At 62.7% G+C, this 25,770-nt stretch carries 24 protein-coding genes; 13 read left to right on the forward strand and 11 right to left on the reverse strand.

Features of this window, described 5'->3' with window-relative positions; translation table 11 throughout:
• Nucleotides 1–21: 21 nt before the first annotated feature.
• Nucleotides 22–1,590: a 4-coumarate--CoA ligase family protein gene (locus SE16_RS07830; RefSeq protein WP_054493961.1), complete on the reverse strand. Its 1,569-nt coding sequence runs from the start codon at nucleotides 1,588–1,590 to the stop codon at nucleotides 22–24.
• A gap of 284 nt (nucleotides 1,591–1,874) precedes the next feature.
• On the opposite strand from SE16_RS07830, the gene SE16_RS07835 reads away from it, so the two are divergent.
• From SE16_RS07835 to SE16_RS07855, 5 genes are all read left to right on the forward strand, one after another.
• Nucleotides 1,875–3,095, forward strand: coding sequence for a metallophosphoesterase family protein (locus tag SE16_RS07835; protein ID WP_060687437.1), 1,221 nt, complete (start codon nucleotides 1,875–1,877; stop codon nucleotides 3,093–3,095).
• A 24-nt stretch (nucleotides 3,096–3,119) separates the two neighbouring features.
• Nucleotides 3,120–5,579: an NHL repeat-containing protein gene (locus SE16_RS07840; RefSeq protein ID WP_060687439.1), complete on the forward strand. Its 2,460-nt coding sequence runs from the start codon at nucleotides 3,120–3,122 to the stop codon at nucleotides 5,577–5,579.
• A 111-nt stretch (nucleotides 5,580–5,690) separates the two neighbouring features.
• Nucleotides 5,691–7,220 (forward strand): glucose-6-phosphate dehydrogenase, encoded by a 1,530-nt coding sequence (gene zwf, locus SE16_RS07845; protein ID WP_054493324.1) that lies wholly within the window; start codon nucleotides 5,691–5,693, stop codon nucleotides 7,218–7,220.
• Between the two features lie 9 nt (nucleotides 7,221–7,229).
• Nucleotides 7,230–7,985 (forward strand): 6-phosphogluconolactonase, encoded by a 756-nt coding sequence (gene pgl / locus SE16_RS07850; RefSeq protein WP_054493325.1) that lies wholly within the window; start codon nucleotides 7,230–7,232, stop codon nucleotides 7,983–7,985.
• Nucleotides 7,986–7,992: 7 nt separating this feature from the next.
• Entirely contained in the window at nucleotides 7,993–8,772 is a 780-nt protein-coding gene (locus tag SE16_RS07855) for a glycerophosphodiester phosphodiesterase (protein ID WP_054493326.1), read from the forward strand.
• Here SE16_RS07855 and SE16_RS07860 read toward each other — a convergent pair.
• From SE16_RS07860 to SE16_RS07885, 6 genes are all read right to left on the reverse strand, one after another.
• Nucleotides 8,720–10,060 carry a glycosyltransferase family 4 protein gene (locus tag SE16_RS07860; RefSeq protein ID WP_200907319.1) on the reverse strand — a complete coding sequence of 447 codons (1,341 nt, stop codon included), beginning with the start codon at nucleotides 10,058–10,060 and terminating at the stop codon, nucleotides 8,720–8,722. The two genes, SE16_RS07855 and SE16_RS07860, sit on opposite strands and share 53 nt — an antisense overlap.
• A gap of 101 nt (nucleotides 10,061–10,161) precedes the next feature.
• Nucleotides 10,162–10,395: a ferredoxin gene (locus SE16_RS07865; RefSeq protein ID WP_054493327.1), complete on the reverse strand. Its 234-nt coding sequence runs from the start codon at nucleotides 10,393–10,395 to the stop codon at nucleotides 10,162–10,164.
• Between the two features lie 63 nt (nucleotides 10,396–10,458).
• Complete coding sequence (gene ald, locus SE16_RS07870) at nucleotides 10,459–11,583, reverse strand: alanine dehydrogenase (protein ID WP_054493328.1); 1,125 nt, start codon at nucleotides 11,581–11,583, stop codon at nucleotides 10,459–10,461.
• Between the two features lie 43 nt (nucleotides 11,584–11,626).
• On the reverse strand, nucleotides 11,627–12,778 hold the full coding sequence (locus SE16_RS07875) for a glycosyltransferase family 4 protein (RefSeq protein WP_054493329.1): 1,152 nt from the start codon (nucleotides 12,776–12,778) through the stop codon (nucleotides 11,627–11,629).
• A gap of 24 nt (nucleotides 12,779–12,802) precedes the next feature.
• The gene (udk, locus tag SE16_RS07880; RefSeq protein ID WP_054493331.1) at nucleotides 12,803–13,459 is read right to left on the reverse strand and encodes a uridine kinase; all 657 of its coding nucleotides are present in this window, start codon (nucleotides 13,457–13,459) and stop codon (nucleotides 12,803–12,805) included.
• A gap of 17 nt (nucleotides 13,460–13,476) precedes the next feature.
• Entirely contained in the window at nucleotides 13,477–14,376 is a 900-nt protein-coding gene (locus tag SE16_RS07885) for a hypothetical protein (RefSeq protein WP_060687441.1), read from the reverse strand.
• Nucleotides 14,377–14,494: 118 nt separating this feature from the next.
• Here SE16_RS07885 and SE16_RS07890 point away from each other — a divergent pair, with 118 nt between their 5' ends.
• Genes SE16_RS07890 through mobA form a run of 5 tightly spaced genes read left to right on the forward strand, consistent with a single transcriptional unit; the run spans nucleotide 14,495 to nucleotide 19,739 of the window.
• The gene (locus tag SE16_RS07890) at nucleotides 14,495–15,256 is read left to right on the forward strand and encodes an SIR2 family NAD-dependent protein deacylase (protein ID WP_054492870.1); all 762 of its coding nucleotides are present in this window, start codon (nucleotides 14,495–14,497) and stop codon (nucleotides 15,254–15,256) included.
• Nucleotides 15,253–16,281 carry a lipid II:glycine glycyltransferase FemX gene (locus SE16_RS07895; RefSeq protein ID WP_054492869.1) on the forward strand — a complete coding sequence of 343 codons (1,029 nt, stop codon included), beginning with the start codon at nucleotides 15,253–15,255 and terminating at the stop codon, nucleotides 16,279–16,281. The genes SE16_RS07890 and SE16_RS07895 overlap by 4 nt, the downstream gene beginning before the upstream one ends.
• A 54-nt stretch (nucleotides 16,282–16,335) precedes the next feature.
• Nucleotides 16,336–17,550 (forward strand): chorismate synthase, encoded by a 1,215-nt coding sequence (gene aroC / locus SE16_RS07900; protein WP_060687444.1) that lies wholly within the window; start codon nucleotides 16,336–16,338, stop codon nucleotides 17,548–17,550.
• Nucleotides 17,540–19,123 (forward strand): 3-dehydroquinate synthase, encoded by a 1,584-nt coding sequence (gene aroB, locus SE16_RS07905; RefSeq protein ID WP_060687446.1) that lies wholly within the window; start codon nucleotides 17,540–17,542, stop codon nucleotides 19,121–19,123. Before aroC ends, aroB begins: the two co-directional genes overlap by 11 nt.
• Nucleotides 19,113–19,739: a molybdenum cofactor guanylyltransferase gene (gene mobA, locus SE16_RS07910; protein WP_054492512.1), complete on the forward strand. Its 627-nt coding sequence runs from the start codon at nucleotides 19,113–19,115 to the stop codon at nucleotides 19,737–19,739. Before aroB ends, mobA begins: the two co-directional genes overlap by 11 nt.
• Before the next feature lie 3 nt (nucleotides 19,740–19,742).
• On the opposite strand, the gene SE16_RS07915 is transcribed toward mobA, so the two are convergent.
• Nucleotides 19,743–20,138 (reverse strand): PPOX class F420-dependent oxidoreductase, encoded by a 396-nt coding sequence (locus tag SE16_RS07915; protein ID WP_054492511.1) that lies wholly within the window; start codon nucleotides 20,136–20,138, stop codon nucleotides 19,743–19,745.
• A 106-nt stretch (nucleotides 20,139–20,244) separates the two neighbouring features.
• Between SE16_RS07915 and SE16_RS07920 the strand changes: the two genes are divergently transcribed.
• Nucleotides 20,245–21,471: a PQQ-dependent sugar dehydrogenase gene (locus SE16_RS07920; protein WP_054492510.1), complete on the forward strand. Its 1,227-nt coding sequence runs from the start codon at nucleotides 20,245–20,247 to the stop codon at nucleotides 21,469–21,471.
• Nucleotides 21,472–21,524: 53 nt separating this feature from the next.
• On the opposite strand, the gene SE16_RS07925 is transcribed toward SE16_RS07920, so the two are convergent.
• The 3 genes from SE16_RS07925 to SE16_RS07935 form a co-directional block, all read right to left on the reverse strand.
• Entirely contained in the window at nucleotides 21,525–22,418 is an 894-nt protein-coding gene (locus SE16_RS07925) for a coiled-coil domain-containing protein (protein ID WP_054492509.1), read from the reverse strand.
• A 66-nt stretch (nucleotides 22,419–22,484) separates the two neighbouring features.
• Nucleotides 22,485–23,723: a helix-hairpin-helix domain-containing protein gene (locus SE16_RS15765; protein WP_054492508.1), complete on the reverse strand. Its 1,239-nt coding sequence runs from the start codon at nucleotides 23,721–23,723 to the stop codon at nucleotides 22,485–22,487.
• Nucleotides 23,724–23,813: 90 nt separating this feature from the next.
• The gene (locus SE16_RS07935) at nucleotides 23,814–24,950 is read right to left on the reverse strand and encodes a tetratricopeptide repeat protein (RefSeq protein ID WP_054492507.1); all 1,137 of its coding nucleotides are present in this window, start codon (nucleotides 24,948–24,950) and stop codon (nucleotides 23,814–23,816) included.
• Between the two features lie 236 nt (nucleotides 24,951–25,186).
• Between SE16_RS07935 and SE16_RS07940 the strand changes: the two genes are divergently transcribed.
• Nucleotides 25,187–25,495, forward strand: a complete 309-nt coding sequence (locus tag SE16_RS07940; protein WP_290670041.1) for a co-chaperone GroES — start codon at nucleotides 25,187–25,189, stop codon at nucleotides 25,493–25,495.
• A 16-nt stretch (nucleotides 25,496–25,511) separates the two neighbouring features.
• Nucleotides 25,512–25,770: TCP-1/cpn60 chaperonin family protein (locus SE16_RS07945; RefSeq protein ID WP_330218587.1), on the forward strand; the 259-nt coding region annotated here is incomplete at its 3' end.

A 25,770-nucleotide genomic window follows, 5' to 3' on the forward strand; every position in this document is an offset into this window, starting at 1 on the left:
TTGGCTGTGCCGCCCCGCCGGCTACTGTTCGCGCTTCATGCGCTCCTGTTCAACCAGCACACGCCGCAAAATCTTCCCCGAAGGCGACTTGGGAATGCTCTCCACAAATTCGACTTCGCGCACCTTCTTGTAGGGTGCAACGTGCTTGGCGACATACGCCATGATTTCCTCAGCGGTCACGTCCGCTTTCTTCACAATGAACGCCTTGGGAATCTCACCCGCTTCTTCATCCGGCACGGGAATCACAGCGGCGTCCGCCACAGCCGGGTGCGAGAGCAACACCGCTTCGAGTTCAGCCGGCGCTACCTGGTAGCCTTTGTACTTGATGAGTTCCTTCACGCGGTCCACCACGTAGAAGTAACCATCCTCATCCACATACGCCACATCGCCCGTGTGCAACCACCCTTCACTGTCAATCGTCTGCGTCGTCGCATCCGGGCGGTTCAAGTAGCCCTTCATCACCTGCGGACCACGCACCCAGAGTTCACCCCGCTCGTTGGGACCCAAATCTTGCCCCGTAGCCGGGTCAACAATGCGGGCTTCTGTGTTCGGCACCAGCGGCCCCACCGACGCCACCTTGATTTTGTCGGGATCATCGGGGTTGACGTGCGTCACGGGGCTGGTTTCAGTCATCCCGTACCCTTGTTTGACCAGGCACCCCAGGCGTTCGCGCACTGCCGTCGCCAATTCTTCACCTAGCGGCGCCGCACCCGAAATAATCATGCGCACCGATGAAAGGTCGTACTTGTCCACCATCGGGTGTTTGGCGAGCGCCAGCAAAATAGGCGGCACCAGGTGCATGCGCGAAATCTTGTACTTCTGAATGAGTTCGAGGAACATCTCCAAATCGAAGCGCGGCATGGTCACCACGGTCGCGCCGTGATAGAGGCTAGCGTTCAAAATGACCATCATCCCGTAAATGTGGTAGAAAGGCAACACCCCAACCAACACATCCGTATCGCGAATAACCTCAATCCCCTCGGTCTGGCAAATGTTGGAGACAAGGTTGTAATGCGTCAGCATCACGCCCTTGGGCAAGCCCGTTGTCCCGCTGGAATAGGGAAGCGCCACCACATCTTCGCGCGGGTTGATCTCCACCTCGGGCACCACGCCATCACCTTGCAACAAACTGGCAAACGGAGTCGCCCCTTCGGCTTCGCCAAACACAAAAATTTCCTCAATGCCGGCTTCCGCCGCCGCTTCTTTGGCGTTTTCGAGGAAGAGAGGAATGGTGAGCAAATACTTCGCATTGGCGTCTTTCAACTGGTGCGCCAACTCCGCCGCCGTGTAGAGTGGGTTTGCCGTGGTGACAATCCCCCCCAACGACGCCACAGCGTGGAACGCAATGGCATATTCAGGCAGGTTGGGGCTGTAAATGGCGAAGACATCGCCTTTGCCAAAACCACGCTTGTGCAAACTGGATGCCACCAAACGAATCGCGCCCGCCAGTTGCCCGTAGGTGAGTGTGCGCCCGGTGGGACCGTCAATCAGCGCCGGTTTGGTCGCCAATTCTTGCGCCTTGCGCAACACAAAGGGGGTCAAAGGCATTTCGGGGATTTGAACATCCGGGTACGGGCTTCGGTAAATCATACGCTGGCCTCCTTTGCCGGATTCAGTTGGACAATCAGGTGTTGGTTGGTCTTCAAGAAAACAGCGGGTTATGTGTGGCGCGCTTATTCTAGCAAGAGACAGGGGGGCGCGTCAATTGTGAAGAATCCGCCGCCAAGGGGTTGCATTTCGCCCCCAAATGGTGTATACTCACATCAGAACACATGTTCTACAATTGTGAAGGGGCATTGAAAAAAGTTTTCCGGCAACTGATACCTGACGTATAATCACGCCAGCACCACAACCAAGCCCAGAGGAGTTGTCCTGTGCCGCGTATTCTGCACTTTTCCGACTTGCACATTGGGACTGAAAACTACGGACGCATCAACCCTGAAACGGGTTTGAGCACGCGCCTGGAAGATTTTTTGCGGGCGTTCGACTTTGTGGTGGACTATGCGCTTGAAAACGACGTTGACCTGGTGCTCTTCACGGGCGACGCCTTCAAGAACCGCGACCCATCGCCCACCCACCAGCGCGAATTTGCCCGCCGTATCCGCCGCCTCATCGAAGCCGACAAACCCGTCTTCTTGCTGGTGGGCAACCACGACATGCCAAACTCACCCACGCGCGCCCACAGTCTGGACATCTACGCCACACTCGGGCTCGACCGCGTCCACGTCGGCGACCGCCCGAACATTCACCGCATCAATACTGCCCACGGTCCCGTGCAGGTGGCGGCGCTCCCCTGGCTGACGCGCAGTCGTTTTCTCGCCAAAGAAGAGACGCAGGGGCTCAGCCCCGAAGAAATTGACCACCTCATCCGCGACCGCCTGGAACAGTTGGTGTACAAACTCGCCGAGCGCATCAATCCCGACGAGCCCGCCATCCTCGCCGCCCACCTGACTGTCGAAGGCGCGGAGTGGGGCGCGGAACGCAGCGTCATGCTGGGGAGCGACCTCACCATCCCCAAATCGGTGCTCGCGCAAGAGGTGTTCGACTACATCGCCCTGGGGCACATTCACAAGCACCAGGTCGTCTCGCATCGTCCGCTCATGGTGTATGCGGGCAGTATCGAACGCATTGACTTCGGCGAGCGCAACGATCCCAAAGGCTTCGTCGTGGTGGACATCGAACGCGGCAAGCCGCCCGCCTGGCAATTCGTCGAAACACCCACCCGCCGCCTCTACGAAATCACGCTGGACGTGCGCGCCGAACCCGACCCCATGCACGCCATCCAATCGGCGCTGGAAACCCACGACATCGCCGACGCAATCGTCAAAGTGGTCATCCACTGCACGCCCGAACAAGCCAGCCTGCTCACCGAACGCGAAATCCGCACCTGGCTGAGCGACGCCGCCCACATCGCCGCCCTGCGCTTTGAAACCGAACGCCCCAACCGCCTGCGGTTGGGCGACGCCGCGACCATCGCCGACCTGGACCCGCGCGACGCCTTGCGACGCTACTTTGAAGCCCAAAAATACCCGCGCGATGAGAGCGAGCGACTGCTCCACTACGCCGAAGAACTGTTCCAAGAGGAAGAAGCCTGACGCGCCGCCAAGGGGGGGCATGGCATGAGTCGCATTTTCGACCTGGAAACTGTCGAACTGAGCATCATCGAGGGCGACCGTCGTTCCACACCGCCCGAAATGGGGCGTCTCGACATTGACGAAGAGACGACGCTCTTTGTCCTTGTCGAACTTTCCGCCCCCGTGGAACTGTGGGACGACGTTTCCGCCTTGCTTGTGCAAACAGCGGTGCAAGGCTTCTCGCTGGCAAAAGGGGGCGAAACCCGCGCCCTGCAAAAAGCCGCCGAAGACGCAAACCGCGCCCTCGTGTACGAAAACGAAGACCTTCCCCCCGAAGACCGCATGTGGGCGGGCTTGAACATGGCGCTCGTCAAAGGTGATACCCTCTACCTCGCCCAATCTGGTCCGGCGCTGACTTACGTCGCCCGCGGTGCCAAAACAACGCACTTCCCCAAAACCACCGACCCGGACCGCGTCAACGACGCCGACCGCGAGACATTGCGCCCACTGGGAGAACAACGCCGCGTGCAAGTGCGCTTTGCCCGTTTCCACCTGCAACCCGGCGACGTTTTCGTGCTGAGCGCCTCGCACTTGCCTTCACTCATCGAACACGAAACCGTCCGCGAGATTCTGCAACAAACCGACGCCTACGACATCGCCGATGACATCGCCGACATGGTGGGCGAAAACGACTACTCGGCGCTCATCGTGCAGGTGCAGCCCCGCACGGAACCGACGCCGTCCACATCAACGCGGACGCCCACGCCGCGCCAGCACACACCGGCGCCAGAGCCAACGCCCGCCACCACCGTGGTCGAAGAACCAACGCCCGCCGCCACGCGCCAAACCACCACGCACGCCCACCGCGCGGCAACCGCCATGCCCAAACCGCGCCCACGTCCACGCCCCAACCTGGACGACAACGCCGACGCGCCCCCCACACGCGACCACGCGCCGCTGCTTCCGCGCCCCACCCACGGCTTGCTTGAACGCCTGCTGGCGCAGGTGGACACCTGGGGGCGGCGCACCATCCACCTGGCGGACGTTGCCCGCACCGAAGCCTTTGCCACCGAGCGTGTGGCGCGCCTTTTCTACCTGTTTGGGGCGTTTCTGCTCATGTTGCTGGCGCTCATCCTGCACGCGCTCGAATGGCTGCTGGCGCTCTACGCCTCTCTCGTGCCGCCACTTTGGCAGCGTCTCGTGCCCATTCTGGACGCCGCGGCGCTCGCCCTGCTCGACGGCATGGGCTGGCTCTGGTATCAAATCACCAGCACCGCCCGCAATGTCTTGCCGGGCGTCAAACCCGCCCCGCCCCGCCAACGCCGTTCAACCACCCAACCACCCGACCACCAAGGGCGACACTTCTACCCCATCGCCTCGGTCGTGGTGCCCATTCTGCTCATCATGGCGGCGGTGCTCTTGTTCTGGCGCAGTGGGGCGGTCAACTCGCAAGCCTGGCAAGAAATCCTGACCGCCGCCGACACGCAAATCGCGCTCGCCGAACAACTCGACCTGGCGGGCGACCGTGAAGGCGCACAACAAGCCATCTTGCAAGCCCGCGTGGCGTTGGACGAAGCCGCCGACATGCGCCCCGACGCCAAAGAAGTCGCCCTGCTGGAAGCCCGCCTTGCGCAAATTGAAGGGCGTGTCTTGCGGATTGTGCATGTCGAACCGCAAGCCTTGGCGACCTTTGGCGCGTCGGTTGTCCCCGGCGAGTTGGTGGTACGTGGTTCGGCGGTCTACGTCCTCGACCGTGCCGAAGGGCGCATCTGGTGGTTTGACGCCACCCAACCGCCCACCGAACCGCTCGACCGCCTCTCCCCCGTGCTCGCGCCTAACGGCACAACCGTGCGCCAGCCCCTGCGCCTGATGACCTGGATGCCGACGGGCGGCACACGCACCACCGAAGCCTTGCTGGCGCTGGGCGGAGCCGAACTGTACGAATACCTGCCCTCCGGGCTGGTGCGCTTCGTGCCCTCCTACATCCCGGCGGAAGCCGAGATTGTCTCGCTGGGGCACTACCAGGGCAACCTCTACTTGCTGGACAGCACCGCGCGGCAAGTCTGGAAATACGTTCCCGACAACGTCGGGACGTACACCACGCCCCCCACCGAATGGGTGCAACCCGACGCCCAAGCGGAGTTGACCGCGCCCGTGGACTTCGCCATTGACGGCGACATCTACTTCCTCGAAGCCGACGGCGGCGTCGTCAAAATGACGGCGGGGCAGGTACGCCCCTTCACGCTGGAACCCGTTTCGCCTCCCATCGAAGCGCCTGTGGCGCTCTTCACCGATGAACTCGCGCCCGACCGCCCCATGTTCTACCTCTACATCGCCACACAAGACCGCGTGCTGGTTTTCGACAAGCAAGGCGCGCTCTTTGCCCAATACACCAACGCCGCCGACTGGGGCGCCATCACCGACGTTGCCGCCGACGAAACCAGCGGGCTCATCTATGTGCTCACCACGCGCGGCGTCTATGCGTTCCCACTCCGCGCCCCCTAAAACAGTCTCTCAACCTGGTTTGTCAAAAGCATACTTTTCTTCAGACTGTACGATGATCGCGGCACACCGCGTCAAATGCACGTCTGTCAACCAACGCAAAGGGAGCAGTCAATGAGCGTGCCAGCCACGGAATTCATCAGCCGCCGCCCCGACCCCGCCGCAATCGTCATCTTTGGCGCGTCGGGCGACCTGACACGCCGCAAACTCATGCCCGCGCTGTATGCGCTCTACACACACGGGCTTTTGCCCCAACGTTTCGCCATCCTCGGCTTTTCGCGCCGCGATTGGAGCGATGATGATTTTCGCACCACCATGCGCGACGCCGTAGCCGAGTTTGGGCGTGTCCCGCTCGACACCACGCAATGGGATGAATTCGCCGCGCGGCTCTTCTACCTGGACGCGCAAGGGTACGACCACCTGGAAGATTACCAACGCCTGCGCGACCGCCTCAACACGCTTGATGAAACAGAGGGCACCGACGGCAACCGCCTCTTCTACGCCGCAACCCCGCCGCAAGCCTTTGTGCCCATCGTCGAATCGCTGGGTGCGGTAGGGTTGAACCAGCCGCCGCGCGAAGGGGCGTGGGTGCGCCTTGTCATCGAAAAACCCTTCGGCACCGACCTCGCCAGCGCCCGCGCCCTCAACGCCCGCATTCAGCACGTCTTTGACGAATCGCAGATTTACCGCATTGACCACTACCTGGGCAAAGAAGCCGTCCAGAACCTGCTGGCGTTCCGGTTCGCCAACAGCCTGTTTGAACCCATCTGGAACCGCAACCACATCGAACAGGTGCAAATCACCGTCGCCGAGTCCATCGGCGTTGAAAACCGTGCCGGCTACTACGACCGCGTGGGCGCCTTGCGCGACATGGTGCAAAACCACCTCATGCAACTGGTCACGTTGATTGCCATGGAGCCCCCCGCCTCATTCGACGCCGAAGCCGTGCGCAACGAGAAAGTCAAAGTCCTGCGCGCCATTCGCCCATTCGATGAAAACGCCATCCGCACGCGGATTGTGCGCGGGCAGTATGGTCCCGGTGTGGTGAACGAAAAGCCGGTGCGCGGCTACCGCGAAGAAGAAGGCGTCGCGCCCGACAGCACCACGGAGACCTACGTTGCGCTCCAACTTGAAATTGAAAACTGGCGTTGGGCGGGCATTCCGTTCTACCTGCGCACCGGCAAACGCCTCCCGCGCAAAGTCTCCGAAATCGCCGTCATCTTTCGCCGCCCGCCGTTGCTCATTTTCGACGACCAGCGCCGCCGCAAAATGGAACAAAACGTGCTCTATCTCCAAATCCAGCCCCACGAAGGGCTTTCGCTCAGCGTCAACATCAAAATTCCCGGCGCCACCATGCGGCTGGAACCGGTGATGATGGACTTCTGCTACCACGGCAGTTTTGAATTCGCCATTCCCGAAGCCTACGAACGCCTGCTCCTGGACGCCTGGCTGGGCGACGCCACGCTTTTCATCCGCGCCGATGAAACCGAAGCGTCGTGGGCGCTCTTCACACCGGTGCTGGAAGCGTGGCAACGCATGCCCCCGCCCGACTTCCCGAACTACGCCGCAGGCACATGGGGACCGCCTGAAGCGGATGAATTGCTGGCGCGCAACGGCCACGCGTGGAAACTGATGCTCTTGTGAGGAAAACGCATGGGGACACAACAAATCCTGGTCGCCGACAACTGGACCACAACCGCCGCCCAAACCATCGTGCGCCTGCTCACCGACGCCATAGCCGCTCGCGGCGTCTGTTCGCTGGCGTTGGCGGGCGGCTCCACACCGCGCGAAGTCTACCGCCTGCTCGCCACCCCCACCTGGCGCGACCGTCTCGACTGGTCGCGCGTGCATGTTTTTTGGGGCGATGAGCGCACCGTTCCACCCGACCACCCCGACAGCAACTACCGCATGGCGCACGAAGCCCTGCTGGCGCACGTGCCCATCCCGCCCGAAAACATCCACCGCATGGCGGGCGAGCAGCCCCCGGACGTTGCCGCCGCCGCCTACGCCGAAGAGTTGCGCGCCCACTTCGGGCTTCCATTCGGCGCATGGCCCCGCTTCGACCTCATCTTGCTCGGCATGGGCGATGACGGGCACACCGCCTCACTCTTCCCACACACCGACGCCCTCTGTGATTGGGAACATCTGACGCACGCGCTCTTTGTCCCGAAACTGAACACCTGGCGGCTCACGCTCACCGTCCCCACCATCAACCACGCCCGCCATGTGCTCTTTCTCGTGCGGGGCGCACCCAAAGCCGCCACCGTCGCCCGCGTGCTGGAAGGCGTGTTTGCGCCCAAAACCTTTCCCGCTATGCTCATCCACCCGCGCGACGGCACCCTGACCTGGCTCCTCGACCGGGATGCCGCGCACCAACTCACGCACACACAACCTGAATACGTGGAGTGAAAACGCCATGGAAACACCAACACAACCACTCACGTGGGCGGATTTTCAGGCTGAACGCCAACGCCGCGGCATACCGTTCATCGTCGCGCACCGTGGGGCGTCGGCGCTGGAACCGGAAAACACCCTCGCCGCCTTTTCGCGCGCGCTGGCAGACGGCGCAGACGCCATCGAAACCGACTTGCGCTTTTCAGCCGACGATGAAATCGTGCTTCACCACGACGAAACGCTCGACCGCACCACCGCGGGGCACGGCTACGTCCGCGACCTCCCGTTGCGCGAGTTGAAGCGCATTCCCATTCGGCGGCTCGATGGGCAGGGCTTCACCGACGAACGTATCCCCACGCTCGTCGAACTGCTGGACCTCACGCAGGCGCGCGTACCCCTTCTGCTAGAACTCAAAGACCCGCTCTTTCGCGACCGCGCCTACGCCCGCCGCCTGGTGGACATCCTCGCCGCCTACGACATGCTCGGACGGACCGCCATCGCTTCGTTTCATCTGGAACATGTGCGCACGGTGCACGCCATTTGCCCCGAAATCCCCGTGGGCTACATCACCCTGCACAACCCCTTCCCCGTCAAAGCGCCGCTCCTCGGCCCCTTCTGGCCGCTCCTCCTGCTGAACCCGCTTTATGTGAAGTGGGCGCACGCCATGGGCAAAATCGTCTGCCCCCTCGACCCCAACCCCGAACGGCGCGTGCGCTGGTATCTGCGGCTCGGCGTGGATGCGCTGCTGGCTAATCATCCTCGCCGTGTGCGCGAGGCGCTTCTGGCGTCTCATTCTCGCTGAACGCGGGCAAATGGTGCGGGAGTTCGTGCCCACAGCATTCATGCAACGCCATTTGCAACGCATGGCGCAGCACGTGGAAGGAGTAGAACCGCCGCCCCAGTTCATAGTTGTGCGCCACATCCTCAGCCGCTGAATCAGGGTTGAGCAGCACCTCGCGGGCGCGTTCCAGGCATTGCTGCTGCACAAACCCATCGAAATGGATGACGCGGAAGCCTTTCGGACCAATATCGGTTTTGAAAATCTCGTAGCGGTTCATCAAAATGGGGCGGCGATAGTACACGGCTTCCAAAAAGGCGTTGCCAAACCCTTCAATCGCCGAGGGATAGGTCACCAGGTCGGCGGCTTGATAGACATCGCGCAGGCTGTATACCTTGCGCCCATCGGGGGTGCGCCCACGCCGATACGCCACGCGTTCCGCCGCGTAGATGATACGCACACCGAGCAGGTCGGCGTATTCGCGCAAGTACGCCGCATACTCGTGCCCCTCATCCCCCGAGGCATGCGAAATGACCAGCACCGCCGAAATCCCCATGCGTTGCAAGCGTGCCACAATCTCGATGGATTGCTCAATCCGCTTGCGCGGCACAACGCGCGTGGGCTGCAAAATGAAAAACGCCCCCTCGGGAATTCCCAGCTCCGCGCGAATGTCAGCGGCGTATTCGTCGGGGGGTGGGGGCGGCGTTTCAAAATCCATCACATTGGGGATGACCCGTGAAGAAGCGCCTGTGCGCAAGGCAAGTTGTTCGCGCGCGTAGGAGTTGATGACCACGTGATATACCGGCTGCAAAACGGGGGGAAACGCACCACGCAAGTAGTCGTCAGCGGCGGAAACGGCATAGCGCTCGCGTTCCCACCAAAAATCGTGGTGATGCCCCAGAACGGGCAAGGCGGTTTCGGCGATGAACTCGGTCAGCGCCACACCCAGGGGGACGTTCATGGGGAGCGAAAGCGCGTTTTCTGTAATCAGCACCTCAACGCCAAACTTTGCTGTGAAGGTATACAGCGCCTCTTTGAGACGCCCGGCGAGCTTCTGCACTTGCTCGCTGACGGCACGTGAGCGCCGTTCATCGTCAAACAAATCGCGGTTGATCGCGGCGACATCGGGATGCGTGAAGTGTGCTTCGGGCACGACAAAGGAAACGTCTTCGGGCCACTCGGATTGCCCGGCAAAGAAGAAGCATTCATGCCCCATCTCGCGCAAGACGGCGACCCACTTGCGCACTTCCAGCGAAACCCCATCCGTGCCGTGAAAGCGTGTCGAAACAAAACCAATACGGAGTGGACTCATCGGATAGGCTCCTCTCTTTCAAATGGTGGTCATATTGTGCCCGAAGTGGTTGAAATAAAAAAGCCGCCCCGTTTGGGGCGGCGCTTTGACGGCAAAAAAGATTATTTGAAGAAATCGGCGTTCTTTTGAATGAAATGCTTCCACTGTTCGGGCACTTCCACGTCTTCAAAAATCGCTTCGACAGGGCATTCCGGGGCGCAAGCGCCGCAGTCAATGCATTCGTCCGGGTGGATGTAGTACTGATCCGGACCTTCGTAGATGCAGTCCACCGGGCAGACTTCGACACACGCGGCGTCTTTCACGCCAATGCACGGTTCACAAATCACGTAGGCCATGGTCGAATCCTCCTTACTGTTTCAGTCGCCGAACACGGCAGCATTGTACTCCATATCACAAATTCAGTCAACAACTTCGGGGGCGAGCAAGGTTTCCAGCGGCGTGTAGGGCAAGCCAAAGGCTTCGGCCACCGCCGGATAGGTGATATGCCCCTTGAAGACATTGACACCCTTTGCCAGCGCCGGGTCCTGGCGAATGGCGTCCAGCCCGTGCGCGGCGAGTTTGAGCGTGTAGGGCAACGTGGCGTTGTTGAGGGCGTAGGTGCTGGTGCGCGGAACCGCGCCGGGCATGTTCGCCACGCAGTAGTGCAAGACGCCATCCACAAAGAAGGTGGGGTTGGAGTGCGTCGTCGGGCGCGTGGTTTCGATACACCCACCCTGGTCAACAGCCACGTCCACAATCACCGAACCGGGCTTCATCGTGCTGACCATTTCGCGCGTGACGAGTTTGGGGGCTTTGGCGCCTTTCACCAGCACCGCGCCAATGAGCAAGTCGGCGCGTTTGACGGCTTCGGCAATGTTGTGCGTGTTGGACGCAATGGTCGTCAAGCGACCGCCAAAGATTTCTTCCAGATAGCGCAAGCGGTCCACGTTGATATCGAGGATGACCACATTAGCGCCCATTCCCAGCGCGATTTTGGCGGCGTTTGTGCCGACAACACCACCCCCAATGATAACCACCGTCGCCGGGCGCACACCGGGCACACCGCCAAGCAGCTTCCCACGCCCACCATTCATTTTTTCGAGGTAGTATGCCCCCACCTGCACCGCCATACGCCCCGCCACTTCGCTCATGGGCGTCAGCAACGGCAGGCGGCCATCGGGCAGTTCAACCGTTTCGTACGCAATCCCGATGACGCCACTGTCGCGCATGGCGAGGGTCAGGCGCTCATCGGCGGCAAGGTGCAGGTAGGTGAACAGGATGAGGTCGGGGCGCAAGAAGTCGTATTCCTGCGGCAGGGGCTCTTTGACTTTGACAACCATTTCCGCCCCCCACGCTTCCGCCGCCGATGCAACAATGGATGCACCAGCCGCGCGGTAATCGTCATCCGAAAAACCGCTCCCTTCGCCCGCGCCGGTCTCCACCAGCACACTGTGCCCGGCGTCCACCAGCTGGCGCACCGATGCAGGCGTCAATCCGACACGGTATTCGTTATCCTTGATTTCCTTCGGCACTCCTACGATCATCGTTGATCCTCCTCAATTGTTGACTCATCACCAGATTGGGAATTTACCAGCGTTCCACTGGTTCGCCTACCAGGGTTGCATACACATCGCGGGTCTCGCGGGCGGTACGCTCCCACGAAAACCGCGCCGCCTGCCCCGGACCACGCAAGCGCAATTCATCACGCCAGGCTTTGTCCGTGAGGGCTTTTTCCATCGCCGCCGCCAGCGCGTCCAGGTCGTCGGGGTCCACCAACACGGCGGCGTCTCCCGCCACTTCGGGAATCCCCCCCCGATTGGACGTAATCACAGGGGCGGCGCACGCCAGAGCTTCCAGCACGGGCAAGCCAAACCCTTCGTAGAGGCTGGGGAAGACAAAAAGCCGCGCACCGCTGTACAGGTCGGGCAGAATGGCGTCGGGGACGTACCCTGTGAAGCGCACCATCTCTTCGAGGTGCAACTCTTCCACCAGCTTGTAAAGCGGGCTGCGCCCCCACTCGCCCGCCCCCGCCAGAACGAGTTTGGGCAACCCTTCACGCGGCAGGCGCGCATAGGCGCGCAACACACCGGCTGTGTTTTTGCGCGGGTCGGGCGACGCCAGCGCCAACACATACGGCGGCTCAATCCCCAACATCAGCGCGGCGCGCTTGCGCGCTTCGGGGCGGTAGCGGGGATGAAAGCGGCGGTGGTCCACGCCGTTGTACACCACATGCACCTTGTCGGGGTCAAGGTCAACGTTGTCGAGCAGGCGATGGCGCACCGCATGCGAGACGCAAATGACCGCGCCGGCACGGCGCAGCAAGTTCATTTCGGCGCTCAGCGTGAGTTGCGAGAGCCGCCCACGCATGCCTTTGCGCAAAGTGGGTTCAAATTCAGAAAGTTCATGAATGGTAATCACCGAGGGGACGTTCGTCAGCAAATGCGAAAGAGCGTAGGGCGAATGAAACACATCCACTTCGAGTTGGCGCAAGGTGTTGAGCGCCGAAAACGCACCGCGCACGCCGCCCGTGCCGCTAATGGGGCGGAGCATGACCTGCGGGAGTTCGGTCAAATCTTCAATGCGTTGCTGTCCTGTGGCTTTGCCGGGGTCGTAAAAAACAACCAGTTCATCGTCGGTCAAGACTGTTTTTGCCAGGGCTTCCACCAAATTGTACGTGTAGCGGCTCACTCCCGGCGGGTCGGTCTGTTGAATGGGCGTCCCATCAATTGCGATGCGCATTGAGCCTCCCCTTGGGTTTTGGGTTCATTCGCTTCTCTTCTTTTGCGCTTGTCGCTCGGCGGCTTCTAAAAGCGAAAGAATGCGCGACGTGACCATATCCAGCGCCACACGGTTGTGCCCCCCTCGCGGGATAATCACGTCGGCGTAGCGTTTGCTCGGTTCGACAAACTCCTCGTGCATGGGGCGCACCGTGGTCAGATACTGCTCGATGACGCTTTGCACACTGCGCCCGCGTTCGCGCGTATCGCGTTCAAGGCGGCGAATGAAGCGAATATCGGCGTCTGTATCCACGAAAATTTTGACATCGAAGAGCGAACGCAATTCAGGCTCGGCGAAAACGAGGATGCCTTCCACCAAAATGACGGGGCGCGGTTCGACGCGGCGCGTTTCGGGCAAGCGGGCGTGTGTCGCAAAGTCATAGACGGGAATTTCGACGGGTTGCCCCGCTTGCAACATGCGCAAATGCGCCACCAACAAGCCGGTTTCCAGCGAGTCGGGATGATCGTAGTTGATGCGCGCCCGTTCGTGGGGCGGCAGGTGGCTCATGTCGCGGTAATAACTGTCATGTTGAATGTAGGCGATGCGTTCCGGCCCAACCCGTTCCAGAATGGCGCGGCTGACGGTTGTTTTGCCGCTTCCACTTCCGCCGGCAACCCCCACAATCACAGGGCGCTCTTGCATTCGTTCTTCATCGAACATCACGGTTGACTCTCCTGCTTTTGAAATGCCAGCCGCATTATCGCCGAAGCACGCCGAGAAAGCAACTCCCAGCGCCGCATGCACCATCCCAAAAGCGCAAGCGCCACCATCCCCCACCCCAGCCACGCCAGCCACCACGCAGGCGCATAGTCGGCGTCCACCACGGCGTACCACGCCGCCCGTGGAGCGGGCGCTTCCCCTTCGGCGAGCACTTCGACGCGCAGCGTTTCCACATCCACGCGCACATCCGCCGGGCGTCCATCCGCCAGGCGCACGCGCTGCACTCCATCGCCGCCAAAAAAGAGCGGCTCATCGCCCAGCCACACCACCGCGCCGTACCAGCGCGGGCGAATGCGCCAGCCATCGCGACACAGAGGGGCTTGCTCGCGCACGTCCACGGCTTCGCCATCCCAGCGCACACGCATGTGCAGGGCGCGCCCCGCACCATCGGGCGCGGGCGGCGTCAAAAACCGCTCGAACACGAGCAGATGCTCGCCGCGCGGCAAGCGCACCGCCGTTTCAGGCGCCAGAAAAAAGCGCCCGTGCCAGCCGGCGGTCAGGTCTAGCCCCCACGCGCCCAGCCAGCACAAAAGCCCCACCGCCGCTACCGCCCGCCACCCACGCCGCCACCCGCCGCGCAACAGCCAATCCGCCAGCCAGAGCGCCAACACGCCCCCCGCCAGCGCGTACCAGAACTGTTCGCGCACATCCAGCAGCCCCAGCACGCGCCAGCCTGCCGCCTGCTGTGTGAATTCCGCCAGGGCGGTGGCGTCGCTGTCGGGGCGTTGGGGCAAACAGGCGCGCGCGATTTCGCCCACCACCAGCAGCGCCAGCGCCGCCGTCGGCACGGCGCGCTGCCAGAGCCAGGTTGTCAGGTCGCTTCGTCGTGCGGCTCGCATGGGTGCCACTATAAACAACGCGCCCGCCGGAGCAAATCTCCCATTCGCGCGCAATTGTCGCCGCGCCAAACCTTGCTATCATCACCGGTTGCGTAGCCATCGAACATGAGAAGTCGCCATGTGTGCAACACCCATTGCCATTCCCGAACCCGTGATTGACGCCTTGCGCAACGCGCGGCACATTGTGGTGCTCACCGGCGCGGGCGTCTCCGCCGAAAGCGGTATCCCGACCTTTCGCGAAGCCCAAACCGGCCTGTGGGCGCAGTACCGCCCTGAGGAGTTAGCCACGCCCGAAGCCTTCCAGCGCCACCCGGAACGTGTGTGGCGCTGGTACGAATGGCGGCGCTCGCTTGTACGTCAAGCCGCGCCGAATCCGGGGCATTTGGCGCTGGCGCGTATGGAGCGCCTGGCGCCGCGCTTCACACTCATCACCCAAAACGTGGACGGCTTGCACCAGGCGGCGGGCAACCGCCATGTGCTGGAACTGCACGGCAACATCATGCGCTCGCGCTGTTCGCGCGAAGGGCGCATCGTCGAACCCGACCCCAACGACACCCACGTGCCACCGCGCTGCCCCCACTGCGGCGCTTTTCTGCGCCCCGACGTGGTTTGGTTCGGCGAAGCGCTCCCCGCCGACGCGCTCACCGCCGCACAAGAAGCGGCTACCGACGCCGACGTGTTCCTTTCGGTCGGCACATCCACCATCGTCTATCCCGCCGCCGCCCTGCCCTTCGACGCCCTGGCGCATGGCGCGTTTGTCGTCGAAATCAACCCCGCCACGACGCCGCTCACGCCGCACGCCCATGCCGCCCTGCGGGGTCCCGCCGGGCGCATTTTGCCCGCACTGGTGGACACCGTCTGGAACGAGGAGAACGCATGACACAGAAGACAACGCCCCCCATCACCGATACCGCATGGGACGCCTTTGCCGCCGCGCACGCCGACGGCAACATTCTGCAAAGCAGCGCTTGGGCGCGTTTCAAGCGCCAATGGGGGTGGGACGTGCGCCGCCTGCTCTGGCCGACCCCCGCCAGCCCGCGCGCCGGCGCGCAAGTGCTGGTGAAGCGCATGCCGCTCGGCTTTTCCATGCTCTATGTGCCGCGCGGCCCGCTGGTCGCCACGGACGACGCCGAAGCCCTGCACGCCATCTTCGCGGCGCTGCACACCCTCGCCCGCGCCGAACGCGCCCTTGTGCTCACCATCGAACCGCCGTGGGTCATGTCGCGCGAAGAGGCCGCCGCGATCTTGCAGCCGTATGGGTTTCGCCCCGGCGTCGCCGACGTCCAGCCGCGCGCCACCATCCTGCTCGACCTGCGCCCCTCGCTGGACGACATCTTGGCGCAGATGAAGCAGAAATGGCGCTACAACATCCGCCTGAGCGCCCGCAAAGGCGTGCGGGTGCGCGAAGGCGGCGAAGACGACTTCCCCATCTACGACGCCCTCATGCGCGAAACAGGCGCGCGCGACGGGTTTGGCGTGCGCCCTCTCGCCTACTACCGCGACGCCTGGCGCGCCTTCCAGCCCGACCAGAGCCGCCTGTTCATCGCCGAATACGAAGGCGAACCGCTCGCCGCCCTGCTCGCGTTCCGTTTTGGACGTGTGGGGTATTACCTGTATGGCGCGTCCAGTTCGCGCGAACGCAACCGCATGCCCAACCACGCCCTGCAATGGGCGGCGATTCAATGGGCGAAAGCCGGCGGGTGCGAGTGGTACGACTTCTGGGGCATTCCGCCCGACGCCCCCGACGACGGCAACGTGGAGACATGGAAGGAAGGCGGCTTGTGGGGGGTGTACCGCTTCAAACATGGCTTTGGCGGACAGGTCGTCAAGTATCCGGGCGCATTCGACGCGGTGTACAATCGCACCGCCTACTGGCTCTATCGGCGAATGCGCGGGCGCGAATAGCAAAGGCACACACGCTATCGGCTTCCGACAACTCAACCAACTGAGAGGTGGACTATGTTGCGCTTTCTCACAGCCGGCGAATCACACGGACCAAGCCTCACCGCCATTCTGGAAGGCATTCCCGCGGGGCTCACCATCTCGCTTGACGACATCAACCGCGACCTGGCGCGGCGGCAACGGGGCTTTGGCAGCGGCGGTCGCATGAAAATCGAAAAAGACCGCGTGCGCATCACGTCGGGCGTCATCAACAACGTGACCACAGGCGCGCCGATTGCCCTGCACGTGGACAACGACGATTGGGCAAATTGGGAAGGGCGCGAAATTCCCCCCATCACCCGCCCCCGCCCCGGACACGCCGACCTGACCGCCGGCATGAAATACAACTACCCCGACCTGCGCTACGCGCTCGAACGCGCCAGCGCGCGTGAAACCACCATGCGCGTCGCCGTCGGCGCGATTTGCAAAACGTATCTCGCCGCCTTCGGCATCCAGATTGGCGGCTACGTGGTGACGCTTGGTCCGGTGGAAGCCGAGATGGGCGACATGCCCTACCCCGAACGGTGGGCGCGCGCCGAAGAAAACGACGTGCGTTGCCCCGACCCTGTCGCTGCGGAAGCCATGGAAGCCGCCATCCGTGAAGCCATCAAAGCCAAAGACACCCTGGGCGGTGTTTTTGAGGTGGTGGCGCTGGGCGTACCGCCCGGCTTGGGTAGCCACGTGCAGTGGGACCGCCGGCTGGAAGCGCGCATCGCCCAAGCCATGCTCAGCATTCAAGCCATGAAAGGCGTCGAAATTGGTCCCGCCTTTGAGAATGCGCGCAAACGCGGCTCCGAAGTGCACGACCCCTTCCTGCTGGACGAAGAAGGGCGGCTCTACCGCCCGACCAACCGCGCGGGGGGCACCGAAGGGGGCATCACCACAGGCGAACCGCTGGTCGTGCGTGTCGCCATGAAGCCCATCTCCACCATTCTGCGCGGCATGCCTTCGGTCAACCTTGCCACGGGTGAAGCCGAAAGCACCGTGTACGAACGGAGCGACTTCACCGCCGTGCCGCGCGCCGTGGTGGTGGGCGAGGCGATGCTGGCGTTCGTGCTGGCGGAAGCCCTGCTGGAAAAACTGGGCGGCGACCACATGGCGGAACAACGCGAGCGCTACCTGCTCATGCGCCGCCAGCAAGAAGCCTGGCTGAAAAGTGGTGTGCGGAGCGAACCGTACCGCTGGTTTATTCCCGGTGAACCCACAGAAGAGGAGTCGCGCGATGCCGAATGAAACGCCCATCGTCATCACGGGTTTCATGGGCACAGGCAAAAGCACCGTCGCGCCGCTCGTCGCCCAACGCCTGAACCGCCCCTTCATTGACCTTGACGCCCTCATCGAACAACAAACCGGACGCACCATTGCCGATATGTTCACCGAAGAAGGCGAAGCCGCCTTCCGCCGAGCGGAACAAGCCGCCTTGCGGCATGTGCTGAACACCCCGAACATCGTCGTTGCCACCGGGGGCGGCGCATTGCTCGCGCCCAGCGCCCGCCGTTTCGCCACCCAACGCGCCATCGTCATCGAACTGCGCGCGCGCCCCGAAACCATTCTCGCGCGCCTGGGCGCCGACACCGGACGCCCCCTGCTTGACGGCGACCAGTGGCACATGCGCGTCCAGGATCTGTACCGCGAACGCTGCGCCGCCTATGCCCGCCTGCCCTACCACGTCGAAACGGACGACCGCACGCCGCACGAAATCGCCGACGCCGTCATCGCCCTGCTCGCTTCGGCGTCGCCTGCGCCGCCGCCTGAGGTGCGCCGCGTGCCTGTTCAATCCCCCACAGGCGCGTACACCATCCTCATCGGCGACGACGCCACCGCCGACATGCGCACCGCCCTGCCCGACATCGAGCGCGTCCAGCGTGTCGCCATCATCACCGATGAACATGTAGCGCCCCTGCACGCCGCCGCCGTCCGCGCCGAATGGCTGGCGGGTAAGATTCCCGCCGACGTGTACACCATTCCAGCGGGGGAACAAGCCAAAACCCTCGATACGGTCGCGACGCTGTACGAACGCCTTCTGCACGATGGGCACGACCGCCACACGCTCATCGTCACGTTGGGCGGGGGCGTGGTAGGCGATTTGGGCGGCTTTGTGGCGGCAACCTACATGCGCGGCGTGCCGTTCGTGCAAGTGCCCACCTCGCTGCTGGCCATGGTGGACGCCAGCGTGGGGGGAAAAGTGGGGGTTGACCATGCCGGCGCCAAGAACATTGTGGGGGCGTTCAAGCAACCCGCGCTGGTGGTCGCCGATACCGCCTTCCTCGCCACCCTGCCCCCGCGCGAAATCCGCAACGGGCTGGCCGAAGTGGTCAAGCACGCCCTCATCGCCGACCCCGAACTGCTGGAATGGCTGGAAGCGGGAGAATGGGCGTGGCCTGCCCTGGTGGAGCGGGCGGTGCGCGTCAAGGTGAACATCGTCGAACAAGACCCCTTCGAGCACGGCGTGCGCGCCTGGCTCAACCTGGGGCACACGTTCGGGCATGCGCTGGAAACCGTCAGTGGGTTTGAATTGGCGCATGGCGAAGCCGTTGCGGTGGGGCTGGTGCTGGCGGCGCGGCTAGCGGCGCGGCTGGGCATGGCGTCCGAAGCGCTGGAACCGCGACTGGTGCGCTTGCTGAAACGCCTGGGGCTGCCCACCGCCTACCCCGCCGACCCTGAGGCTGTGTGGGAGGCCATGCAGTTCGACAAGAAGAAGCGAGGCAAGCGCCTGCGGTTCATCCTGCCGCGTGATGTGGGGCAAGTGGAAATTGTGAGCGATGTTCCGCGTGAGATGGTGCTGGAGGTGTTGCGTGGCGCGTGAAACACTTTCGGCGGCGGTCATGGCGGGGGGGCAAAGCCGCCGCATGGGGCGCGACAAAACGCTCCTGCGCCTGCACGGCGAACCCCTCATTGCGCGCACTGTGCGCCGCCTGCACACCCTCACCGACGATGTGCTGGTGGTGACGAACGAACCGCACAAGTACGCCGCGCTTCACCTGAACGCGCGTTTTGTGCAAGACGTGGGCGGACCGGGGCAAGGACCGTTGGCGGGCATCGCCGCCGCATTGCAAGCCGCCCACACCGAGCGTGTCGCCGTCGTCGCCGCCGATATGCCCTTTCTGAACACGGCGCTCTTGCGCTTCCTCGCCGACTACGCCCCCAACGCGGACGTTGTCGTGCCCGTCATCGAAGCCGGACGCCCCGAAACACTGCACGCCATCTATGGGCGCGGGGCACTCCCCGCCATCTTGCAGGCGTTGCGCGAGGGGCGGCGGCGCATTGTCGCTTTCTTTGAAGACGTGAACGTTGCCTACGTCCCCGCCGACGCCCTCCGCCCCCTCGACCCCGACCTGCGCAGTTTCCTCAACGCCAACACGCCCGAAGAGTGGGCGCGTGTGCTGGCGCTCGCCCAAGCGGATGATGAGACGATGGGGTAGCGTTTACCCCATCGTCTGCACATGCTCCGGCGTAATGCGGGCGATAATGCGCGTCTCGCCGGCACGCCATGGATACCGCTCCTGCCCCAGGTACTTCTGGGCAAGGCGGTCAATGTGCTCATCCGCGCCCTCCTCGCTCAGCGTCACCGGACCACGGATTTGCACGTAGCGGTACGGATTCTGCGGGTCAACAATCGCAATGGCGGCATAGGGGCGGGCGCGCAAATTGCGTTCTTTCACACGCCCCACCGCAGTGTTGACACGAATCACATCGCCTTCCGTATCAAACCAGACAGGCGTCACCTGCGGCGTGCCGTCGTCCATGACGGTCGCCAAAAATCCCAATGCTTTGGTCTCATCTGCAAACAAATCGGCGTATTCAGCAGGCAAGCGTGACATTGTTCCCTCCTTGATACTCATTTTGCATTTTTGAGCGTACAAGGGTATGAAGAGAAAGGCAAATAGGCCAAAGCCCCCTTGTTTTTTGCATTGGTAAGGAGTTTTTATGAAAACGGCATCTCTTTTTCTCGCCCTCCTCGCCCTCCTGCTCACATTCCACCTGCTTGACGCGAATACGAGCAGCCACGCCACCCCCAACACCGCGTTGACCCTGACAGAAGTTGCCAGCGGCTTTTGGCGCGTCAGCGATATTGCCGCCACCGGGGTCGCCACAGATACACGCCTGTTCGTCGTGGAGCAAGCGGGGCGCATCCACATCGTCGAAAACGGCAGTGTGCGCACACCCCCATTCCTCGACATCAGCGCCCTGGTGGAATCCGGCGGCAACGAGCAAGGGTTGTTGGGGCTTGTCTTCGACCCCGACTACGCGCAAAACCGCTTCTTCTACGTCAACTACACCGCCACCCCGGACGGGCGCACTGTTGTGGCACGCTACCAAACCCGCCCCGACGACCCCAACCAGGCTGATCCGAACAGCGCCGTCGAAGTCCTCTCACAAGAGCAACCGAACCAGTGGCACAACGCCGGCGACCTCGCCTTCGGACCTGATGGGTACTTGTACATCCCGCTCGGCGACGGGGGCGGTGTAGGCGACCCATTCGACAACGCCCAAGACCTGAGCACCTTGCTGGGGGCGGTGCTGCGTCTCGACGTGCGGACGCTCCCCTACGCCATTCCCCCCGACAACCCCTTCGCCCAGGACGGCGACCCCAACACGCGCGATGAAATTTGGGCGTATGGATTGCGCAACCCGTGGCGGTTCAGTTTCGACCGCGCGACGGGCGACCTCTACATTGCCGACGTGGGGCAAAATGAATGGGAAGAAATCAACCGCCAGCCAGCCAACAGTTCAGGGGGCGAAAATTACGGGTGGGATTGCTACGAGGGCGCTCATCCCTATGGCAATGCCGCCGCCTCATGCGCCGGCACACCGGTTGAAGCACTCACATTCCCCATTCTGGAATACGCGCATACGCCCGGCGGCGTATGGCAACATTGCGCCGTCATCAGCGGTTTTGTGTATCGGGGTGCAGCGTTGCCCTACCTCAACGGCGCATACTTTTTTGCCGACTATTGCAGTGGGGCGCTCTGGATGGCGACGCCTAACGGCGCAACATGGCGCATGGAGGAACTTTCGCGCGAGTTGAACAACCCCACCACCTTTGGAGAAGACAACGCGGGCGAACTCTACATCGCGGAGCGGGGTGGGCGCATTCTGCGGCTGGAAGGTCCCCCGGCGACATGGCACTTTGTGCCGCTGGTGCATCGCTAAACGCAAACGGGGGCGATTGACGCCGCCCCCGTTGTCTGCTTCGCTTCCCCTGTTCAAGGGAGTCGCATGAGTGTGCGCCAGACCGCCAGCAATTCGGCTTCCGCGGCGAGCGGGTCGGCGTCGAGCGTTGGTTCGAGTGCGGCAAGCCGCGCGAGCACGTTGTCCAGCGTGGCGCGGCGTGTCTCATCGGTGGCGGCATCGCGCAGGGCGGTCAGGTCTTCAACCGCCAAAGCGAGATAGGTGCGCGCGTTGCCGAAATTGCGCGCCTGCACCTCACGTTGCGCGTTCATCAGCGTGGCCGCCGCTTGCAACGTTGCCACACGGGTTTCCACCTGCGCCAGGCGTCCCGTGGGCGCAAGAACCGCCAGTTGCAAATCGGCGATATCACTGCTCATCGCGTTCACATCCAGCGCGAGCGCATCGAGTTGCGCGCTGAGCGTTTGCAAAGCCGCGTCCAGGTCGGCGGTGGCGGTTTCAAGCGCGGCAACGGTTTCGCGCGTTTCGTCCAGCGTGGTGCGCACACGCGCTAGGTCGCGTTGCAAGGTGGCAACCGTGTCGGCGGTCGTGCGTTGGGCGGCGGCAAGGTCGGCAAGGTCGGCGTTGGTGGCTTCCAATTCGGCTTGCAGCGCCGCGACGCGGTTGCGTTCCGTCGCCAGCGCCTGCTCCAATTCAGCAATGCGGGCATCGCGTTCAGCCAGGGCTTGCGTGGTGGCTTCGCGTTCGGTTTCCAGGGTCTGTTCGAGTGCGGCAATCGCGCGGCTGTTTTCCTGAATGGGAATGACAACGCTCTGAACGAAGAACAGCCCCAAAAACCAGAGCGCCACCCCCAACAGCACGCCCAACAGCAGGGCGAACACCAGTTTGAAAAGCCGCCACACCGCACCCAGCAGACGCGCCCCAAATGAACGCGAGGCGGTCTGCGGAAGTGATTGGTTCACAGTTGCCATACGCATCCTCCTTTTTCACGTGGGAGGCGCATGCGCCCCCCTGCTCCTCTTTCACGCCCACACCGCCTAGGGTGTCTGGGTTGGGGTTGGCGTCGCCGTGGCAGCGGGTGTCCGTGTGGCGCGCGGCGTCGCGGTCGCCGTTGGCGTTGTCGTCTCCGTTGGGGTTGGCGATGGCGTGATGGTGGGTGTCTTGGTCGGCGTCGGCGTGGCCGTGGGTGTCGAGGTCGGCGTTGGTGTAGGCAACGGCTTGGCTTCGAGCAACAAATCGCGCAAGCCCACCAGGAAAGCGTCCAGGGTTTGCACAGTGGTTTGCATCGCTTCGACATCGGCTTGCAGGGCTTCCACCTGCACACTGAGCGTGTCCAGCGTACTCTGGCTGGTTTCAAGCCAGGATTGCAATGCGGCCTGATTTTCGCTCAGGCGTTCCAGGTCGTCCTGCAACATGCGCAAGGTGGCGGCTTGCGTTTCGAGCGCATCAAGTTGGGCTTGCAGGCTTTGCACATCACGCTGCAAGGCGGAAACATGCCGCTCGGCGGCAATCATGCGGGCTTCCAGGTCGCGCACGCCACGCGCACGGTCGAACACCAGCGTCCCGTTGAGTTGCCAGAGAATGCCCAGCACCAACAGCGCGCCCAGCACCGCACCGACCAGCGCGGCGGCGATATGCCCCAGGCATCCCACGAACCCACTATCCCCGCTCGCCTCAGCGGTTGGCGGCGGTGGCGGGGGCGCATCGGGCGTGGAAGCCGGTTGCCACCCGGCGGCGACACGCGGCGCTGCGTCGGCTTCGGCGGTGTGTTCAACCTCGGTTTGATGGCTCTGCACAGTCTGCGGCTCGGTCTGCTCAGTCTGCTTGGTCTCTTCTTCGGTCATGGCGGTCTCTTCCACCTCAGAATCGGTTTGGGGTGTCGTCTCTTCGTGCGCCTCGGCGGCCGTCGGCGGCGTACCGCCTTCGGTTTCCGCCAACAACGCCCCCAGCGCTTTGTCGTCGGCGTCCGTCTCGGCTGGTGCAGACGGTTCCACGTCGGCGGTCTCAGCGGGCGCAAACGCCAGCCACTCAGGCGGTGGGCTTTCGGCTTCATCAGAAGCGGGCTTTTCAGCCAGCAACCGCGCGGCTTCGGCCGGCCATGTTCGAATAGTGTCGGCGGGGGCTTGAATGCCGACTTCTTTCAGAACAGCATGAATGTCTTCGGGGGTCGCGCGCGCTAACGCCTCATACGAGCCCAGCCCATACGCCGCCAACGCATCGGCAATTTTGGGACCAATCCCGTGGATTGCGGTGAGGTCGTCATGCCTGGCAAACATAGGCTGCCCTCCTGGCGAATGATGGGCGTCAACAGGGTAAAAGCATTATGCGAGGGCTTCTTGTTTCCGTCAAAAAATCGCCAAACGATATCAAGGCGTGGCGGCGCACAATTCAAGCCCTTGCTGAGCAGGTGGGGAAGAGGGATTGAGTTGGAGCGCACGTTCCAACCAGGGCGTGCCTTTGTCGCACTGGTCGAGGAAAACGTAGGAAAGCCCCAGCAAGTAATAGGCTTCCTCGGTGCTCATGCCGAGCGAAATCGCCTGTTCCAGATACTCGATCGCGGTTTCGTAATTGCGGCGCACGTAGTAGGTCGTCCCCAGGTGGGCGTAGGCGGGGGCGTAGCGCGGGTCGGTTTCAATGGCGCGTTTGTAGTAGGCGATGGCTTTCTCGTACTCCTCGCGCAAATAGGCCGTGCGCCCCAGTTCGTCCCAGGGTTGGGCGCTCAACGGGTCAACCTGCACCGCCTCTTGCAAAACGGCTTCGGCTTCGTCGAAGCGCCCCAACACACGCAAATTCTGCGCCACCTTGACATACAAATGCCGCCAGGGCTGGATGGCGATGGCTTCCTGATAAAACGCAATCGCGCGCTCATACTGCCCCAGCGTTTCATAGACAAACCCCGCGTTCATGAGCACATCCACCGACTGCGGGTCGAGGTCGAGGGCTTGCTGAATGGTTTCCAGCGCCAGGTCGAGCCGATTGGTTTCGGCGTAGGCGGCGGCGAGGTAGGCGTAGGCGGGTGCATACGTGGGCGCCAGTTCAATGGCTTGCAGGGCGGCTTCGATGGCTTCGGTGGATTGCCCGTCCCAGTCGAGCGCCATGGCGTAGATAGTCAGCGCTTCGGCGTTATCCGGCGCGAGCGTCACGGCTTGTTGGGCGCGCAAGACAGCTTCGGTGGTTTTGCCATTCAGCGCCAGCAATTTCGCCCAGCGGGCGTAGGCAACGGCGTTTTCGGGGTCGGCGGCGACGGCTTGCTCGCATGCGTTCATCGCGGCGGTGAGATTGCCCACATCCAGCGCGGCGTCGGCAAGCGCCAGAAACTCCTGCGCGGTGCGTTGCGCTGCGCTTTCCGCAGGGGTGGCGTCGGCGTCAGCCGATTGAAAGAGCGCGGGATTTTGCTGTTGCAGATAGACCAACCCCAGCAAAAGCGACGCTATCGCCAGCAACAACCAAATCACGCGCGTGGTGCGTTTGCGTTTTTGACGGGCGTATGTGCGCAGATACACCGCCGTGCTCCTCGTCTTTCTCATCGTCAGCCGGAGAGTATAGCCGAAAGTGGGAAAGTTTGAAGCACGCGGGGGCGCGCCAGACGCCTCGCCTCTCAGAAAAATAACAACGCATTCTGTGGGTGTTGGCGCGCCGCTAACAACTTTCTAACAACATGCTAATGAGTTTCTAATACGCGCCGCTTACTTCTACCACTCGGATTTTCCAAGAATTCATGCGAAGGGAGGGTGTGAACATGATCATCCAACCGTTGCACGACCGCGTTTTGGTGCGCCCGATTGAACGCGAAGAAACGTTGCCCAGCGGCATTGTGCTGCCTGAAACCGCCAAGGAAAAACCGATGGAAGGCGAAGTGGTGGCCGTTGGTCCGGGCGAATTGCTGGAAAACGGGGAACGCCGCCCGTTGGACGTGCAAGTTGGTGATCGCGTGATTTACGCCAAGTATGCCGGGACGGAAATCAAGGACGAAGAGGGCAACAAGTATCTCTTGCTGCGCGAAAACGACATCCTCGCCAAAGTGGTGCTTGAAAAACAACCTGCCTGATGGGAGGTGAGAGCCTATGGCGAAGCAAATCAAATTCTCGGAAGAAGCACGCCGTGAACTGAAACGCGGTGTGGATACGCTGGCGAACGCCGTCAAGACGACGCTGGGTCCCAAGGGGCGCAACGTTGCGCTGGACAAGAAGTGGGGTGGTCCCACGGTCACGCATGACGGTGTGACGGTGGCGAAGGAAATCGAACTGGAAGACCCCTTCGCCAACATGGGCGCGCAGATGCTCAAGGAAGCCGCCACCAAGACCAACGACGTGGCCGGCGACG

Origin of the sequence: Ardenticatena maritima (genome assembly GCF_001306175.1) — a bacterium.
GTDB classification, from domain to species: Bacteria; Chloroflexota; Anaerolineae; order Ardenticatenales; family Ardenticatenaceae; genus Ardenticatena; species Ardenticatena maritima.